Source organism: Paenibacillus albidus (assembly GCF_014644435.1).
GTDB classification, from domain to species: domain Bacteria; phylum Bacillota; class Bacilli; order Paenibacillales; family Paenibacillaceae; genus Paenibacillus_AQ; species Paenibacillus_AQ albidus.
In genome coordinates this window covers 104,003-120,805 of record NZ_BMKR01000004.1, presented here as the reverse complement: position 1 = coordinate 120,805, position 16,803 = coordinate 104,003, and the positions used below count along the sequence as shown (strand labels likewise).

Genomic DNA, 16,803 nt, shown 5'->3' with positions numbered 1-16,803 from the left:
CGTTATCTTAGACCCTTTATTCATCTCTTGATCTTCCGGGGATGCCAGGTTTGGTAACCTCTAACGGGTGCAATATGGCATCGATCTGCTTTTTGGTCATCAGGCCGCGTTCCAGGAGAATATCTTTTAGCGGCCGGCCCGAGGCCGCCGCAGACTTAGCCAGTTCAGCTGCGGTTTCATAACCCAGATACGTTACCACTGCAGCAGCCATAACGCCGGAGCATTCCAATTGCTCTAGACAATGCGCAGCATCGACTATTAACCCCTGCACACATCGTTCATGAAACAGCCGTACAGCCTGGGTAAGAATTTCAAGAGATTCAAGCAGGGATTCAACGATTAAAGGAGCAAAGGCATTCAGCTCCAGCTGCCCGCTGGCCGCCGCCAGAGTGACCGCTGTATCATTGGAAATCACCTTCATCGCGACAGACCCGGCCACCTCCGCAATGACCGGGTTCATTTTACCGGGCAGGATCGAAGAACCTACCTGCATAGGGGGCAGGATATATTCTGCCATTCCGCCGGAGGGTCCGGCATTAAGCAGCCGAAAATCTCCAGATATCTTCAGTAAGTTGACCGCAGCGGCTTTGAGCAAACCTGAGACTTCCACAAACACATCCATATTTTGTGTTCCATCCATCGGAAAATCGCTGCGGCAGAGCCCCATTCCGGTTAATTCCCGCAGCTCTTCCGCAATGGCATAGATATAAGCAAGGGGGGCATTCATTCCTGTGCCCACTGCCGTTCCTCCGAGGTTAATCTCACGCAGACGCTCCTCCGCCTTATACAGCCGCCACCGGTCCCGTGCGACCGCTTTGGCATGAGCACCAAAGCTTTGTCCCGCCATAATTGGCAGTGCGTCCATTAGTTGCGTTCTCCCTAACCTTAACACATCCGCGTATTCCCGTTCCTTCTCCTGCAGTGCCTCCTGTAGAGAGGCAAACTCTTCACTAAGCGAGCGAAGCAGCGGAATCATTGCAATTCGCATGGCAGTGGGATACACATCATTCGTAGACTGGTGGAGATTCACATGATCTATCGGATGGATCAGCTGGTAATCCCCCTTGGAGCCACCGATTCTCTCGATGACCAGATTGGCGATCACCTCGTTAACATTCATGTTCGTGCTTGTTCCCGCTCCGCCCTGATACGCATCAACAATAAAGTGCTTATCCCACTGTCCTAGCAGAATTTCATCGCAAGCAGATACAATCCCCGCGGCCACCTGTTCGGGAATATCCCCATGCCTGCCATTTACTTTGGCTGCCGCTTTCTTCACCATTACTATAGCCCGGATGATCCGCAGATTCACCGTTCGGCCGCTAACCGCAAAATTATCCCGCGCCCTTACCGCGTGAATTCCATAATAAGCTTCAACGGGAACCGCTGCATTCCCCAAAGAATCCGATTCTATACGAAACAATGGATCATCGTTCAATTGCTTCTCATCCCCCAATCTGCGACATCAGGCGATTGGTGGCCTTCAACGGAGGCATGGTACCCGGTTGACCCGACATCATATGCTGGCTAGGTTTGGCTTCCAATGCGCGCAGGAACAACTGTTTCAGCAGCTCTGTTTGTCCAATGTAAGGCCGGATATACAGTTCTTCGTTCCAGCAGAGGCATGGCTTAAAGTGACCATTTGCCGTAATACGCAGCCGATTACACGAATTACAGAAATGCTGGCTGACCGGATTAATCAAACCAAATTCCCCTGCTGCTCCTTGGATACGAAAATAACGGGCGGGACCCGAATCCGCTTCTTTTCCTGTGGGCTCACCAGATGCCCTGCCCAAGTGCGGATCTGCTTCAAGACTAAAACCCGCCTTGGCACAACGCTCAAGTATCCCTTCCAAGGGCATATATCCCGCTTCCCATCCGTTGAGGTCACGACCCATTGGCATATATTCAATAAATCGGATGTACAGCGGATATTTCAGAGTCAGTTGCAGAAAGGATTCAATCTCATCATCGTTGATCCCCTTCATTAAGACCACATTCAGCTTCAGCACCTCGAATCCAGCCTTAAAACCGGCTGCCAGAGCATGCAACACCTTACTGACATCCCCACCTCCGGTGATTCTGGAAAACCGTTCAGGAATTAGAGAATCCAGGCTTACGTTGAGATCCGTAAGCCCGGCATCACGCAGCTTCTGCACTTTGTTGGCGAGCAGCAGTCCATTTGTGGTCAACCCGACACGTTTAATCCCGGAGATGGCTCTTAACCTGGCCACCAGTTCTTCCAGGTTCGGACGCAGCAGCGGTTCTCCTCCGGTAAGGCGCACCTTGGTTACCCCCATCTCAGCGAGCACACTTACGGTCCTTACAATTTCGTCATAGGTAAGCAGGTTAGCCTCCGTAGCCCCTACCACTCTGCCCGGATTGCAGTACTGACAACCCAAGTTGCAGTGCTCCGTAACGGAGATACGCACATAATTATGTAAACGACCAAACGAATCGACCAGGATGTCAGACAAACATTCCACCTTGCTTTCTGCGTTATAGTGGCTGAATCAGAGGCGCGAAAAACCGCCGAATTGCTGTAATGACTGCGCACTGGCCAGTCTTTTCCCGGAAATGGAATCCTCAATCTGACTTGGAACGATGAGCTGGAGTGCATTTGTGGGACACACCCGCACACATTCCGGACCGTGACCGCTGTCTTCACACAGATCACATTTGTTCGCAACGATTCTCTCCTTGCGGCTCCATGCACCCGATGAATTGGAATGAAGCCCGGATTGATGTTGCTTCTGGCCACTCTTATATGCCGGAACCATTGAAATCGCCCCATAGGGGCATACGAGCATACAGGTCTTGCACCCAATGCAGCTATCCTGATTGATGAAAATGCTGTTGTCTCTGCTCGTAATGGAGCCATTCGGACACACATTGGCACAAGGAGCATCCTCGCAATGTCTGCACTGCACCGGTGCAGTAACTTCGTCGGTCTCGACGACAGTCAGCCGGGGATAGAAGTCACCCCCGCACTCTCCCTCAAGGAACATATTGTTCCCGGCATGTGCAACTACGCAGGCCACTTCACAAGTATGACACCCTATACATTTATCGGGATCGGCAATAACAAACCGGTTCATGACATCTCCTCCTTAACGCTTCTGTCAACAAATTTGGTATGCAGTAAATGATGTGAAGTATCGCCTAAGGGTTCACCTAAGAAATCCTTATATAATTTGATAATATCGGGATTCTCATGGGATTTGCGGACCTTCTGATGAGAATCGTGGCGGTAGACTGCACTTTTTCTGGCCTGATAAGCACATTTCCGTTGCGTTTCCAGCAAGAGCTTGGGCTGGCCGCCGCCGCTGACACAACCTTCGGGACAAGCCATAACTTCAATGAAATGATACGGGCAGGTGCCCTCTCCAACTTTTGCCAGAACAGCATCAACATATTTAAGTCCAGCAACTACAGCCACCTTGAGCTCCAAATCTCCAATTTGAACTTCTGCCGTCCGAATTCCTTCTTCTCCCCTGACAAAATCCAATTGCAGATTAGGAATCTGCTCATGGGTGATCAGTTCATACCCCGTTCGAATCGCAGCTTCCATTACTCCGCCTGTGACACCGAAGATCGAGCCCGCTCCAGAGTATTTGCCCAGCGGTGAATCAAACGGCTCCTCGGGAAGATGTATGAAATCGATGCCTTGATCCTTGATTAAGCTGGCCAGCTCTCTTGTAGTAATGACGAGATCCACTTCACGGCAACCCTCCACATTCATCTCTTCTCTGCTGCATTCAAATTTTTTACAGGTGCAGGGCATAACCGCAACGCTGAAAATATCTGCAGGTGCAATCCCATCCAGCTCTGCTCCGTATGTCTTGAACAAGGCTCCGCCCATTTGCATCGGGGACTTGCAGCTGGACAAATGATTCAGCAGCTCCGGTGCTGCCGTCTCCGCATGCTTAACCCAGGCCGGACAGCAGGAGGTAAACATTGGCAGCCGCTCTCCTGACATCACTCTTCCAATCAGCTCCGAGCCCTCTTCCATAATCGTCACGTCTGCAGCAAAATTCGTATCATAGATGCGGTCAAACTTTAGCCTTCGCAGCGCCGCCGCCATTTTCCCCGGGGTTAAAGTGCCGAAGGGCAGCCCAAACTCTTCCGCCAGAGATACACGGATCGCAGGGGCGCACTGGACCACCTTGAACCGTTTCGGATCAGCCAGAACAGCTTTAACCTTCTGGATATCTCCTGACGAATAGGCAGCGAACAAAGGCTCATGCACATTGGGCAGCTGCCCTCTTTCCTGTAACTTTACCGCTCGGGAGGCTAGCGTCGACTCGTTGTCCGCAGCATAAGCGGTACAAATCTGCACACACTGTCCACAAACGACGCAGCGATGAGCATCAATGGTCTGCGGATGGCCCGGTTCGCCGATAATGGCGTCCACAGGACATACAGCCGCGCAACGTCTGCAGCCGGTACATAATTGTTCGTCAATATGAATGATTGGATCATACGACATGGCACAACCTTCTTTTCTCAATTAGAGTGGTATTATAGCCGCATAGCCGCGGCTGTCCGGGACCTGGATAAACGAGTATCCGGATGAACCAGTGACAGTGCCTCTACCGGACAGACTTCTACGCAAGCCGGAACGTTTCCCGCAGCTCCTCCCTCATAATCCCTGGTCCGGCATAAATCACATTTATAGGCGATAACTTTGGCCATACGCTCCAGCGGGGTGTGTTGCTGGTCCTTCAGCTGAATCTGCGGAACTACCTTGCCGTTGCTGTAGGCTTTATACAGACTGATGGCACCAAACGGACAGGCCATGGCACAACCTTTGCAGCCTATGCAGCTCTCCGCATGAATAACTATCACCCCCTCCTCCTGCCGGATCGCTTGAACCGGACAGGCTTCTGCACAAGGCGCATTCTCACACTGGCGGCATTGGACCGGCAGTGTGAAGCTTTCTGTTCGAATGACATGCAGCCGGGGAATAACCGGTACCGTAACTGTACCCACAACCGCCCCAACACCATTGTCATCGTTATGAACTGCGAAACAAGCCAGTTCACAAGCCTTGCAGCCTATGCATTTGCCCGCTTCGGCAATGACAAACGGTTTCGGCTGTACATTATTCATACCGGGCTCGCCTCCACATGCATTTGATGTCTGAGCGCCTCATATTCCTGCTGAACCTGTTGTTCAGCGCGCAGTTGATCTGCAATTTTCTCGATGCGTATCGCACAATATTTGTATTCGGGGGTTTTGGAGACAGGGTCCAGATAATCGCCCGTCAGCTCATTGCAGGCCCCAATCCAGAAATGGTAGGTCATATAGGTGGCCCCGGTTTTGATACGGTTGCTGATCTGCGCTCGGGCTAATACTCTGCCTCGGCGGGAAACAACATTTACAAGCTGGCCGTCTTCTATCCCTAAGCTTGATCCGTCTGCCGGACTAATCTGGATGAAGCCGGGCTCATCCGACAGTTGACTGAGGGCACGGCAGTTGCCGGTCATGGTCCGAACCGAATAATGCCCTACCTCACGTACTGTGGACAAGGACAATGGATATTCCTGATCCGGCTGCTCCAGCGGTGCCCTCCATTCACAGGCGAATAACTGTCCTTTGCCGCTGGAAGTGGTAAACCGGTTCCCTTTATATAAATACGGTGTGCCCGGATGATCTTCGGACGGACATGGCCACTGAACGCTTCCCTGCTCTTCCATCTTCCGGTAACTGGCTCCGGCAAACGCTGGGGAGAGCCCCCTCATTTCATCCCATATCTCTTCCGTATTCCGGTAGGACATCGGATAGCCCATCGCCGTGGCGAGCTCACTTATAATTTGCCAATCGGGCTTCACCTCACCCGGCGGCTCGATGGCCTTTCTGATCCGCTGGAATCCACGGTCAGCCGAGGAGTAGACCCCGTCATGTTCCCCCCAGGATGTGGCCGGCAAAATAACATCCGCATGCAGGGCCGTCTTGTTCATGAATATGTCCTGGACAATTACAAATTCCAGTTTATCCAGTGTCTCTCTGACTTCTGAAGCATTTGGATCGCTCTGCACCGGATCTTCGCCAAAAATATAGTAAGCCTTCACCTTGTTTTCCTTCAGAACGAGATGAGGAATTTCGGTAATCCGAAACCCGACTTTGCGAGGCAAAGCAACGCCCCAGGCCTTTTCAAATTTTTTGCGGATCTTGTCATCAGTAATAGGCTGGTATCCCGGGTAGACATTTGGCAGTGCCCCCATATCGCAGGAACCCTGTACATTATTTTGGCCCCGGACCGGACCAATTCCGACACCGGGCCTGCCTAAATTTCCGGTCAGAAGCGCCAGTGAGGCGAGCCCTTTTACAACGTCCACGGCTTGGGCAAATTGACATACCCCCATACCGTACAGAATCATCGCTTTGTTTGCAGTCGCATATTGCCGCATGACTTTGCGGATCTCGGCCGCTTGCACACCAGTAATGCTCTCCGCATATTCAGGCGTATATTTCTGTACACTGGCTTTGTATTCCGCAAAACCTTCCACATATTTCTCTACATACTGCTTGTCATATAACTCCTCAGCAATTAGCACATGACCAAAGGCATTGACAAGCGCCATGTTCGTGCCGCCTTTAAGGGGCAGCCAAGTATCTGCAATGCGGGCCGACTCCGTCTTGCGGGGATCGGTTACGATAATCGTTGCGCCCTTCTGCTTCGCACTTACGATTCTTCTGGCCACAATGGGATGGGTAACCGCTGCATTATATCCAAATATAAACAGCAGATCTGTGTCCTCAATTTCAGGAATCGAATTGGACATTGCGCCATCCCCAAGCGAATAGGTAAGCCCAGCTACGGACGGCCCGTGACATACTCTGGCGCAATGGTCAACGTTATTGGTTCCAATAACTGCGCGCATAAATTTCTGCATAACATAATTGGCTTCGTTTCCTGGTCCACGGGCTGAACCGGTTCCCATGATTGCGTCCGGTCCATACTTTTCCTTGATTACTGTTAGTTTCTCGGCCGTATATTGAATGGCTTCCTCCCAAGATACCTCTGCCAGTGTCCCTGCTTTACGAATCATCGGCTTGCGGATCCGGGCGGTTAGAATCTGCGGATCATTCAGAAAATCCCATCCATAGTGTCCTTTCAGGCACAAGTTCCCTTCATTCGTTCTTCCATCCGCAGGTTCAGCGCCTACTATTCTTCCTTCCTCCACCAGTAAATTCATTTGACAACCACTTCCGCAATACGGACATACAGTCAGCACTTTATTCCCCATAGTTTCTCACCACTCCTTGTGATTTTTTGCACAATATAACAACAAAAAAAAGCCAATACAAAGTATAATCAGAAATACACCATGTACTGGCTTATTAAAAAGCTAAGGGGCAAAAGCCCTTTCTCTTTAATCAAACCGATTTATTTAATTGAATAATAATGGCCCTCTCACCTGGAGTCGGATCTTCAATCTTCCATGTATATGTAAATGGGCTGCCAAGCGTTTCTATGATCTCTGCTATAAACTCTCTCTCCAAATAAGGCTTCAGCACTTTCCAATATTCTGTAATGAGATGTACCGCACCTTCTTTAAGTAAGATTTCGGATAAACTGGAGAGAATCCCCCGGATCTCTATAATAATTAAGGGCTTATATTCCAGCCTTACCTTTACACTCTCGGGACCCTTGCCACGATAATGCTTCACAATCTTGACGGCAAGCCTTCGAATCTTCTCCTGGTATTCAAATTCAGTCTCAGACATCTCTGCATCCCAGCCTCAACATCCCTAATATGGTATTTATATTAATTAATTACATGTTAAACCTACCCATTAAAGATTGTCAAACCACAAAAAAGGGCAAATCCTTTCATTTCCACGTGAATTCATCCACTTCTTCCACGATATCCATAAATTTCTAAGATGCTTGTTCAATCTAACTATATATAAAAAAAGAGCAGCAAAGGTCTAAATTCCGCTTTCCTGCCGGATTCAGACCTTTACCGCTCTTTGCTCGCTCACTTTTCTAAGTTCCACTCAGGCGCCGTCTTCTTTCAGGCGCAGCAGTGCAGCTGCTGCCGCCTGCTGTTCCGCTTCCTTCTTGGAACGGCCGCTTCCTCTGCCGAGCGAACGGCTCGCCATAAATACTTCGGAGACGAATTCGCGCTCATGCGCCGGTCCCCGCTCTTCAATGATACGATATTCCAACGTCCCCATCCCGTGATGCTGAATCAACTCCTGCAGCTCAGTCTTGAAATCGCTCATCTGCATCTGCAGCTTGCCGTCCGTCTCCACCAGCGGAAACACGTGATCATCCAGGAACTTCCGGGCCGTTTCCAGTCCTTGGTCGAGATAAAGCGCTCCCACGAAAGATTCGAATACATCGGCCAGCAGGGCCGGGCGGCTGCGTCCGCCCGTAAGCTCTTCCCCTTTACCCAGCAATACATACCGTCCAAAACCCAGACTTTCCGCGAATTTAACCAGTGAAGGCTCGCACACAATGGCAGCCCGCAGCTTAGTTAATTCCCCTTCAGGTCTGTCCGGAAGCAGGTTGTACAAATATTCGGAAACCGTAAGCTCCAGGACCGCGTCCCCGAGAAATTCGAGCCGCTCATTGTCCTGATGCTGATTGAAACGGTGTTCGTTCACATAGGATGCGTGGGTGAAAGCCTGCTTCAGAAGTCCAGAATCGTGAAATTGGATTTGAAGTTGATTTTGTAGCTGCTTCAGGTCTCCTTTCACTGCGCTGTCCCCTTACTGATTATATTTTTTCAAAATAACGGTTGCGTTATGTCCCCCGAATCCGAACGAATTCGACATGGCAATGTTCAGATCCGCTTTACGCGGAACATTCGGCACATAATCCAGGTCGCATTCCGGGTCCTGATTGTCCAGGTTGATCGTAGGCGCAATCATTCCCTTTTGCAGGGAAAGACCGCAAATGATCGCTTCCACGCCACCGGCTGCTCCGAGCAGATGACCGGTCATTGACTTCGTGGAGCTGATGGCTACCTTATAGGCATGGTCACCCAATGCCTTCTTGACGGCAGCTGTCTCCGACTTGTCTCCCACCGGTGTGGAAGTACCGTGCGCATTAATATAATCAATATCTTCCGGAGCAATTCCGGCATCGCGGATAGCCATCTTCATACAGCGCGCAGCGCCATCGGGATCCGGTTCCGTCATATGGTGAGCATCGCCGCTCAGACCATAGCCGATCACTTCGGCATATATTCTTGCCCCGCGTTTCTGTGCATGCTCCAGGGATTCCAGAATCAGAATTCCGGCACCCTCTCCCATGACAAAACCGTCGCGGTCCACATCAAACGGTCGGCTCGCTTTCTCCGGCTCGTCATTGCGTGTCGACATCGCTCTCATTGCGCAAAAGCCGGCCATGCCTGTAGGACGGATAGTTGCTTCCGCACCGCCGCAGATCATGGCATCAGCATCCCCGCGCTGGATAAAGCGGTACGATTCACCAATGGAATGACTTCCTGTCGCACAAGCGGTAACCTGTGTCGTATTTGGACCTTTGGCTCCCAGATTGATGGACAGTTGGCCGGAGCCCATGTTGGCAATCATCATCGGAATGAAAAACGGGCTGACCCGTTTGGGGCCTTTCTCCAGCAGCATATTGTGCTGATCTTCCCAGGTTCCCAGTCCACCGATACCGGAGCCCACAGATACACCGATCCGCTCGGCATCGATATCCTTGCCGATAGTAAGTCCGCTATCCTTCAGAGCATCTTCGCCTGCCGCTACGGCAAACTGTACAAAGCGGTCCATCTTGCGGGCTTCCTTGCGGCCGAATAAGGCCTCGGCATCAAAATCTTTGACAGAAGAAGCGATCCGGGTAGTATATTCGCTAACATCAAAGGCTTCAACCAATGATACCCCGGATTTGCCGTTCATCAGGTTCTCCCAGAATGTCTCCAGGTCCTTGCCAAGCGACGTCACTACGCCCATACCGGTTACAACCACTCTATGACTCAAACGTAATCACCCCATCTGTAGGTTGTAAATTATACTTCGGTTTAATGCTATATAAACTTCAGTCGCTGCGTGATTACGCAGTCCTGTTATATTCCCCGTAAAGATGCTGAGTCGCATCCTTTTGACAAATTTAGTGCTGTAAAATGAGGAGAAGTCCCGCCCATGAGGAACGGGACTCTCAATCATATGACTCTAGGTATGAGATTGTATGTACTTCACAACTTCACCCACGGTCGTAATCTTCTCAGCATCTTCATCTGAGATTTCCATGTCAAACTCATCTTCCAATTCCATTACTAATTCAACTACATCTAGAGAATCAGCACCTAAATCATCTTTGAAAGACGCTTCTAATGTTACCTCAGCTTCATCGGCACCTAAGCGGTCGATGACAATGCGCTTTACACGCTCCAATACATCGGACATCCGGTTCACCTCCTCTTTTGGTATTATACGAGATATGAGATCAAAATGCCATAGAGCGCAAAAAACGCAAATCCAGGCCTCTCTAATTCTCTGCTATCCCGATTGTTTCTATGCCTGAACCTACATATACATGCCGCCATCCACATGAAGGGTCTGGCCGGTCATATATCCTGCTCCCTGGGAAGCAAGAAACACAACCGCCATAGCAATCTCTTCCGGCTGCCCTAGACGGGCGAGAGGTATTCCTTGTACCAGCTCGCTACGCACTTCTTCGGACAGCTCACGCGTCATATCGGTATCAATAAAACCGGGGGCTATGGCATTCACAGTAATCCCTCTAGAGGAAAGCTCCCTCGCCGCCGACTTGGTGAGCCCGATAATGCCCGCTTTGGCTGCCGAATAATTCGCCTGGCCGGGATTACCTGTCACTCCCACAACAGAGGAAATATTGATGATCCGGCCATAACGCTGCTTCATCATCGGACGTGTTGCTGCTTTCAGGCAGTTAAACACACCTTTAAGATTCGTCTCAATGACCTGATCGAATTCTTCCTCTTTCATGCGCATGATCAGATTATCCCGGGTAATGCCGGCATTATTGACAAGAATGTCAATGCGCCCCCAAGTGTTCAGAACCTCTTTGACAAGGTTCTCCGCCTGGTCGCTTTTGCCGACATTGCCCCGGAGCACGATCCCTTCCGAGCCAAGCTCCGTGATGCGGTCTACAGTCTCCTGCGCAGCCGCTTCACTGCCGGCAAAGTTCACGGCCACCTTCACGCCATGCTCGGCCAGCGCCAGCGCAATGCTGCGGCCAATGCCGCGCGATGCGCCCGTGACCAGGGCCGTCTGCCCCTTTAATGCTGCGAACATTGTGTATTCCCCTTTCAGCCGTAGGCCTGAATGATCCATGCTATACCTGTGGAAGGCCAGCCTGGGCATTTTCAAGACTGTTGATGTTAACCAGCTTGACGTTTTTGTCAATCTTGCGGATCAGACCTGTCAGTACCGACCCAGAGCCAATTTCCACAAAAGTATCCACGCCGTCTTTAAGCAGCCAGTTCACACTGTCCTCCCAAAGAACGGGCGAGTACACCTGACGCACCAGAAGCTCCCGAATTTCTTCGGGATCGGTGACCGGCGCAGCAGTAACATTAACAATAACAGGAACTGAAGGTTTATTAAAGGTGACGCTCATAAGTTCGGCTGCGAGGCGATCTGCCGCCTCTTTCATCAGCGAGGAATGAAACGGTCCGCTGACTTCGAGCGGAATCGCCCGCTTGCCGCCAGCCTCCTTGACGCGCTGCACGACAGCGTTCACCCCCGCAGCTGTACCGGACACCACAATCTGCCCCGGGCAGTTGACGTTGGCCAGCTCAACGGCTCCAGCTTCTGCCGAAATGGTGCGGCAGAGCTCAGCGAGCGCCTCCCGCTCCGCCCCGAGCACAGCAGCCATTGCCCCCTGACCGCCGGGAACTGCTTCTTCCATGAACCGGCCGCGCAGGCGCACCAGCTTAACTGCATCCTCATAGGAAAGGACACCGGCGGTCACCAGTGCGCTGTATTCGCCAAGGCTGTGGCCTGCCACATAATCGGGGGTCAAGCCTTGACCGCGGAGCGCTTCAAGATAAGCGATGCTTGCGGTCAGCAGCGCAGGCTGGGTGTTCACAGTCTGCTTCAGTTCGCTGTCCGGACCTTCAAAAACAAGCTTGCTGAGCGGAAATCCCAGCACCTCATCGCCCTTTTCAAATATAGCCCGGCTGGCGGGCACTGCTTCATATACATCCCTGCCCATACCAACGGACTGTGCGCCCTGGCCGGGAAAGATAAAAGCGATTTTTGTCATGTATAGAACTCCTTCTGCTACCAGATTAGTACGGAAGCTCCCCAGGTCAGGCCGCCGCCGAAGCCAACCATCAGCACCGCGTCGCCTTCCTTCATGCGTCCTTCTTCCGCTGCTTCAACCAGAGCGAGCGGAATCGATGCCGCCGAGGTATTCGCATATCTGTCGACATTGATTACACATTTCTCCGGCGGCAGCTCAAGCCGCTGCATGGCCGACTGGATGATGCGAATGTTCGCCTGATGCGGCACAAACAAATCGACATCTTCCTTGGCCAGACCGGCTTTGGTCAGGACACGTTCCGTAGCGGAGCCCATCACACGCACCGCGAATTTGAAGACCTCGCGGCCATTCATATAAATGAAGTGTTTTTTGTCTTCGACTGTCTGCTGGGAGGCAGGCAGGCGAGATCCACCCGCTTCAAGCTTCAGCAGATGGCCCCCGGAGCCTTCCGCGCCCAGATCGAACGACTGGAATCCGCGTCCTTCTGGTACTTCCCCGATCACTACAGCGCCAGCGCCGTCCCCAAAAAGCACACAGGTGTTGCGGTCCGTGTAGTCGGTAATACGGGACAAGGTATCCGCCCCGATGATCAGCGCATTGTTGTACATTCCGTTCTGAATGAAACCCACTGCGGTTGCCAGGCTGTAGACAAATCCGGAGCAAGCCGCCGACAGGTCAAAGGCAGCCGCGCCTCTTGCTCCAAGCTTATCCTGCAGAATGCACGCCGTGGAAGGAAATGCGCTATCCGGTGTAACAGTAGCAATGATAATAAGATCAAGTTCATCCGCTGTCATGCCGGCGGACTCCAATGCCTTGAGTGCTGCCTCGTAAGCAAGATCGGAGGTCGCCTCATGCGGAGCGGCAATATGCCGTTCCCGGATACCTGTACGGCTGACAATCCACTCGTCATTGGTATCTACTATTTTTTCCAAATCACTGTTGGTTAATATCTTCTCCGGCACATATTTCCCTGTACCGATAATTCCAACTGGCCGCAACTGTTTCATTTCGTCACTCACTTCCCGCTAATTTCCTTCGATATACTTGGCACAAGATCCGCCTTCAGCGCGATCCGTGCTTGTCTGACCGCATTCTTGACGGCGTTGCCGTCAGAAGAGCCATGTCCTTTCACGACGAGGCCGGCAAGACCCAGCAGCGGCGCTCCGCCGTGCTCCTTGTAATCCATCTTGCCCTTGAGGCCTCTAAGCTCCGGCATCAGCATCGCCGCGCCCAGCTTCGTCTTCAGCGACTTGCTGAACTGTTCCTTCAGCAGCGAAAAAATCGCACCGGCTGTCCCTTCGAGAGACTTCAGCAGAATGTTGCCGGCAAAACCATCGCAGACCAGCACATCGCAGCTGCCGGTCAGCACATCACGCGCTTCGACGTTTCCGACAAAATGAATGCCCGGCAAATTCTCAAGCAGCGGATAAGCCTCCTTGGTCAGCTCGTTGCCCTTGCCGGGTTCCGTCCCCACGTTCAGCAGCCCTACCCGCGGTCTGGCGATCCCATGTACCTTCTTCCGGTAGATGCTGCCGATCTGTGCGTATTGTGCCAGGTGCTGAGGCTTCGCGTCCATATTGGCGCCTAAATCCAGCGCCAGTACTCCGACATCGTCCAGCGTCGGAATCATCGGTGCCAGCGCAGGGCGCTCGATGCCCTGCATCCTTCCAACAACAAGCAAGCCCGTTGTCATCAAGGCACCGGTGTTGCCGGACGAGATCATTGCGTCCGCTTCACCTTCGCGGACCATCCGTCCGGCTACGACCATGGATGAATCCTTTTTGCGGCGCACCGCCTTCACAGGCTCTTCATCGGCACCTATCACTTCGCCAGCATGGCGAATGGACAGGTTCGCCGGCTTGTTCTTCAGCAGCGGCTCAAGTACAGCCTCGTCCCCCACCAGCACAATCTGTGTATCTGCCCACTCCGCGGCCGCGGACAACGCCCCTTCGACATTACTCTCAGGAGCGTTGTCCCCGCCCATGGCATCAATGGCGATCAACACTGCGGTTTCCCCCTTCACTATTATCTTCGACTGCAGACCGGTACACAATGAAATGGCCTTGGAACACCAGCTCTTCACCGACATATGTAAAGACATCTACTTCGGCTTTGCCGCCGCGGCCGGCTTGTGACCGCACCTGCGCTTTGGCGATACATTTCTCTCCGAGCCGAACCATGCGTACAAAGCGGATATCGGCTGAAGCTGTCAGCGCAATTTCATCATTGATAACAGCGACTGCAAGTGAATTGGCTTGGGCGAACACATAGTGGCCGCGGGCGATGCCATTTCTGGAGAAGACATGCTCCCCACGTATCTCAAATATGGAAATACCGCTCTTATCGAGCTGCAAATCCACAATATCACCGATCACTTCATCCGCAGGCAAAGAGCGTACCTGATCATAGGAATGCTCCGCCATTTGCTTCATGCGTTCACGCAGCTCGGGAATTCCCAGCTCCATGCGGTCCAGCCGGATCGTCTGAATGCTCACCTTCAGCTGGCGGGTCAGTTCCCGGTCCGTTACAAAAGGATTGCCGCCGATCAGGTGAAGCAGCTGCTGCTGGCGCTCTTTCTTGGACATCCGCTCGATGGCGGCTCACCTCCTGGAACTTGCTGAAAAGCGCATCCGGCCCCTCAGTATGGCCGCTGTTGTTCTCTTCATGGCGTTCATATAAGTTCTTTAGAACCTGGTACTAATATGTAGTATAAAGCATGCTGCGGCAAAAATAAAGCATTGACTTCAAAAGACGTTTTTAAACAACAATGGATTGGAGATAGAGGAAGTAGATGTGGAGTCCTCCGGATAATGGAGGAACCCCTGTAAACCGGGGCTGGAATGTTGCACATATTGAATGGGGAAACTGTCTTGTAGCTAGCGCTGGTGTCTGGTGGGTGGTATTTGGTATCAGGTATCTAGTATCTCTCACCCTCGTAACTCGTTTCTCGAATTAAGTGCCGAAAGTTGTACGAAGGTTCCTATCTCCACCAGCTTTGTGGCGTCTGTACGACTGTTTGGGCCAAAAATAAAGGAGTTCATCATCTGACACACTTCCAGTACAGTAATCGTCTTAAACTCTGCATTAACCGCTGCTTTTCGGGGGGATGGTTTAGGGTGGGGGATGGTTTGCAGTGGCGGAAAGCTAACCGGCGTTGACAGGCCAAGCAAATCCGATGGGGCAGCGTTTGTAAAGACAGATTGAAAGTGAATGCCAAACGTTAATTTGGCCCACTCAGGTAGAGTTGGTAGATTGTAAGGCATTTTTGCCTTTCCTTCGAGCCAATTTGGTCCCCTCGGCACATTCTAAGGCATTTTTGCCTTTCCTTTGAGTCAATTCGGTCCGCGCGGCACATTGTAAGGCACTTTTGCCTTTCGTACGGACTTTGGCAGACTATTTTCTAGTTTTCTATGTACGAAATACATCAGACTCAACTTTTGAGCGCGATCAGAGAGATTTAAGCTACCACCAAACACACCAAAACCGCGCTGCTAGTCTTATCGACCCGCGGTAATCAGAACCGTACTCCTCTTTTGAGCAAGCATAGTATCTAACCACGGTAATTTGAATATCCCCTTACCAGACCGCCCCCCTTTTACATCAAGCTCCATAGAGCGGGGCAAGGAACGCCGGCGAATGGTGTGCGCAGCAGTATGGACGCAAAAACGGACACCTTCCTGAGGGAAGGCGTCCGTCTCCAGAACACAAACTATTGTTTGATGATCTCTCTTGCTTTGTAAGTTCCGCAAACTTTACATACGTGGTGAGCCAGTTTCAGCTCTCCGCATTGTTCGCATTTCACCATGCCCGGCACAACCAGTTTAAAGTGGGTGCGGCGTTTGTCACGGCGTGTTTTGGACGTTCTCCGTTGAGGTACTGCCATTGTGTTCAACCTCCTAATTTGATTTTTCCCCGCACAACTGCGGGACGCTTGGTTTGTAGTCAATGTTTCATTTGAAAAAGTCTTTCAACCCAGCGAGTCGAGGATCGATCACTGTGTTGTCGCAACTGCAGGTGCCTTCGTTCAAGTTCTGTCCGCATTTCTGACAAAGACCAAGACAGTCTGCCTTGCACAATACCGAATCCGGTAAGTGCAGTACGAAATTTTCTTCCACATACGGGATAAGATCCACACTCTCATCCTTGATGTAAATGAGTTCCTCATCTTCATCGTCCGGAAGAATTGGCTGTTTAAGCCACTTGAAAGTCTCAGCGAAAGGAATGTTAAGCTTGCTCTTGACCTCCGTGAGACAACGTGAACATAACATGTCCACCTCTCCACTCAGTGTTCCCACCACGTTCACACTATCGGTTCCCGCGGGCAGCGCTTTAAGGTCTACTGAGAGTGGTGCAACAGCCAGAATATCCTTGCGCCCTTTGACAACCTCGCTAACATCCACAGTATCATGGAGCTGTAAAGGCTCGTCGGCATTCGCTAACTTGCGAAATTGAATGTTCATAATATCACTCCAAACAAACAAAATTTATTATACCTAGTAATTCCACACTTTGTCAACCATTTCCCCTTTATATTGTTTCAGAATTTGGGCCAGATTATGATATAACTATCT

At 51.4% G+C, this 16,803-nt stretch carries 17 protein-coding genes; all 17 read right to left on the bottom strand.

Annotation, left to right across the window (positions count from 1 at the left end; all coding sequences use genetic code 11):
* Positions 1-16: 16 nt before the first annotated feature.
* The 17 genes from IEY53_RS05635 to IEY53_RS05555 all read right to left on the bottom strand — a co-directional run bounded on the left by IEY53_RS05635 (position 17) and on the right by IEY53_RS05555 (position 16,692).
* On the bottom strand, positions 17-1,438 hold the full coding sequence (locus IEY53_RS05635) for an aspartate ammonia-lyase (RefSeq protein ID WP_189022836.1): 1,422 nt from the start codon (positions 1,436-1,438) through the stop codon (positions 17-19).
* Between the two features lie 7 nt (positions 1,439-1,445).
* Positions 1,446-2,486 (bottom strand): GTP 3',8-cyclase MoaA, encoded by a 1,041-nt coding sequence (gene moaA / locus IEY53_RS05630; protein WP_373293806.1) that lies wholly within the window; start codon positions 2,484-2,486, stop codon positions 1,446-1,448.
* 27 nt (positions 2,487-2,513) lie between these two features.
* On the bottom strand, positions 2,514-3,098 hold the full coding sequence (locus IEY53_RS05625; RefSeq protein WP_189022832.1) for a 4Fe-4S dicluster domain-containing protein: 585 nt from the start codon (positions 3,096-3,098) through the stop codon (positions 2,514-2,516).
* Positions 3,095-4,489, bottom strand: a complete 1,395-nt coding sequence (locus IEY53_RS05620) for a [FeFe] hydrogenase, group A (RefSeq protein WP_189022830.1) — start codon at positions 4,487-4,489, stop codon at positions 3,095-3,097. Before IEY53_RS05620 ends, IEY53_RS05625 begins: the two co-directional genes overlap by 4 nt.
* 32 nt (positions 4,490-4,521) lie before the next feature.
* The gene (locus tag IEY53_RS05615; RefSeq protein ID WP_189022828.1) at positions 4,522-5,112 is read right to left on the bottom strand and encodes a 4Fe-4S dicluster domain-containing protein; all 591 of its coding nucleotides are present in this window, start codon (positions 5,110-5,112) and stop codon (positions 4,522-4,524) included.
* Positions 5,109-7,253: a formate dehydrogenase subunit alpha gene (gene fdhF / locus IEY53_RS05610; protein ID WP_189022826.1), complete on the bottom strand. Its 2,145-nt coding sequence runs from the start codon at positions 7,251-7,253 to the stop codon at positions 5,109-5,111. The genes IEY53_RS05615 and fdhF overlap by 4 nt, the downstream gene beginning before the upstream one ends.
* Before the next feature lie 130 nt (positions 7,254-7,383).
* The gene (locus IEY53_RS05605; protein WP_189022824.1) at positions 7,384-7,734 is read right to left on the bottom strand and encodes a Na-translocating system protein MpsC family protein; all 351 of its coding nucleotides are present in this window, start codon (positions 7,732-7,734) and stop codon (positions 7,384-7,386) included.
* A gap of 273 nt (positions 7,735-8,007) precedes the next feature.
* Positions 8,008-8,712, bottom strand: a complete 705-nt coding sequence (gene rnc / locus IEY53_RS05600; protein ID WP_189022823.1) for a ribonuclease III — start codon at positions 8,710-8,712, stop codon at positions 8,008-8,010.
* Positions 8,713-8,724: 12 nt separating this feature from the next.
* Positions 8,725-9,963 (bottom strand): beta-ketoacyl-ACP synthase II, encoded by a 1,239-nt coding sequence (fabF, locus tag IEY53_RS05595; protein ID WP_189022821.1) that lies wholly within the window; start codon positions 9,961-9,963, stop codon positions 8,725-8,727.
* Positions 9,964-10,155: 192 nt separating this feature from the next.
* On the bottom strand, positions 10,156-10,389 hold the full coding sequence (locus tag IEY53_RS05590; RefSeq protein ID WP_019911228.1) for an acyl carrier protein: 234 nt from the start codon (positions 10,387-10,389) through the stop codon (positions 10,156-10,158).
* A gap of 120 nt (positions 10,390-10,509) precedes the next feature.
* Positions 10,510-11,259: a 3-oxoacyl-[acyl-carrier-protein] reductase gene (gene fabG / locus IEY53_RS05585; protein ID WP_189022819.1), complete on the bottom strand. Its 750-nt coding sequence runs from the start codon at positions 11,257-11,259 to the stop codon at positions 10,510-10,512.
* 40 nt (positions 11,260-11,299) lie between these two features.
* Complete coding sequence (gene fabD / locus IEY53_RS05580; RefSeq protein ID WP_189022817.1) at positions 11,300-12,232, bottom strand: ACP S-malonyltransferase; 933 nt, start codon at positions 12,230-12,232, stop codon at positions 11,300-11,302.
* 17 nt (positions 12,233-12,249) lie between these two features.
* A complete protein-coding gene (locus IEY53_RS05575; protein ID WP_189022815.1) occupies positions 12,250-13,239 on the bottom strand; it encodes a beta-ketoacyl-ACP synthase III in 990 nt (329 codons plus the stop codon).
* Between the two features lie 8 nt (positions 13,240-13,247).
* Positions 13,248-14,237, bottom strand: a complete 990-nt coding sequence (gene plsX / locus IEY53_RS05570; protein ID WP_189022813.1) for a phosphate acyltransferase PlsX — start codon at positions 14,235-14,237, stop codon at positions 13,248-13,250.
* The gene (gene fapR, locus IEY53_RS05565; RefSeq protein WP_189022812.1) at positions 14,221-14,817 is read right to left on the bottom strand and encodes a transcription factor FapR; all 597 of its coding nucleotides are present in this window, start codon (positions 14,815-14,817) and stop codon (positions 14,221-14,223) included. Before fapR ends, plsX begins: the two co-directional genes overlap by 17 nt.
* 1,124 nt (positions 14,818-15,941) lie before the next feature.
* Positions 15,942-16,115: a 50S ribosomal protein L32 gene (rpmF, locus tag IEY53_RS05560; RefSeq protein WP_019911234.1), complete on the bottom strand. Its 174-nt coding sequence runs from the start codon at positions 16,113-16,115 to the stop codon at positions 15,942-15,944.
* A gap of 67 nt (positions 16,116-16,182) precedes the next feature.
* Positions 16,183-16,692: a YceD family protein gene (locus IEY53_RS05555; protein ID WP_189022811.1), complete on the bottom strand. Its 510-nt coding sequence runs from the start codon at positions 16,690-16,692 to the stop codon at positions 16,183-16,185.
* Positions 16,693-16,803: the final 111 nt, after the last annotated feature.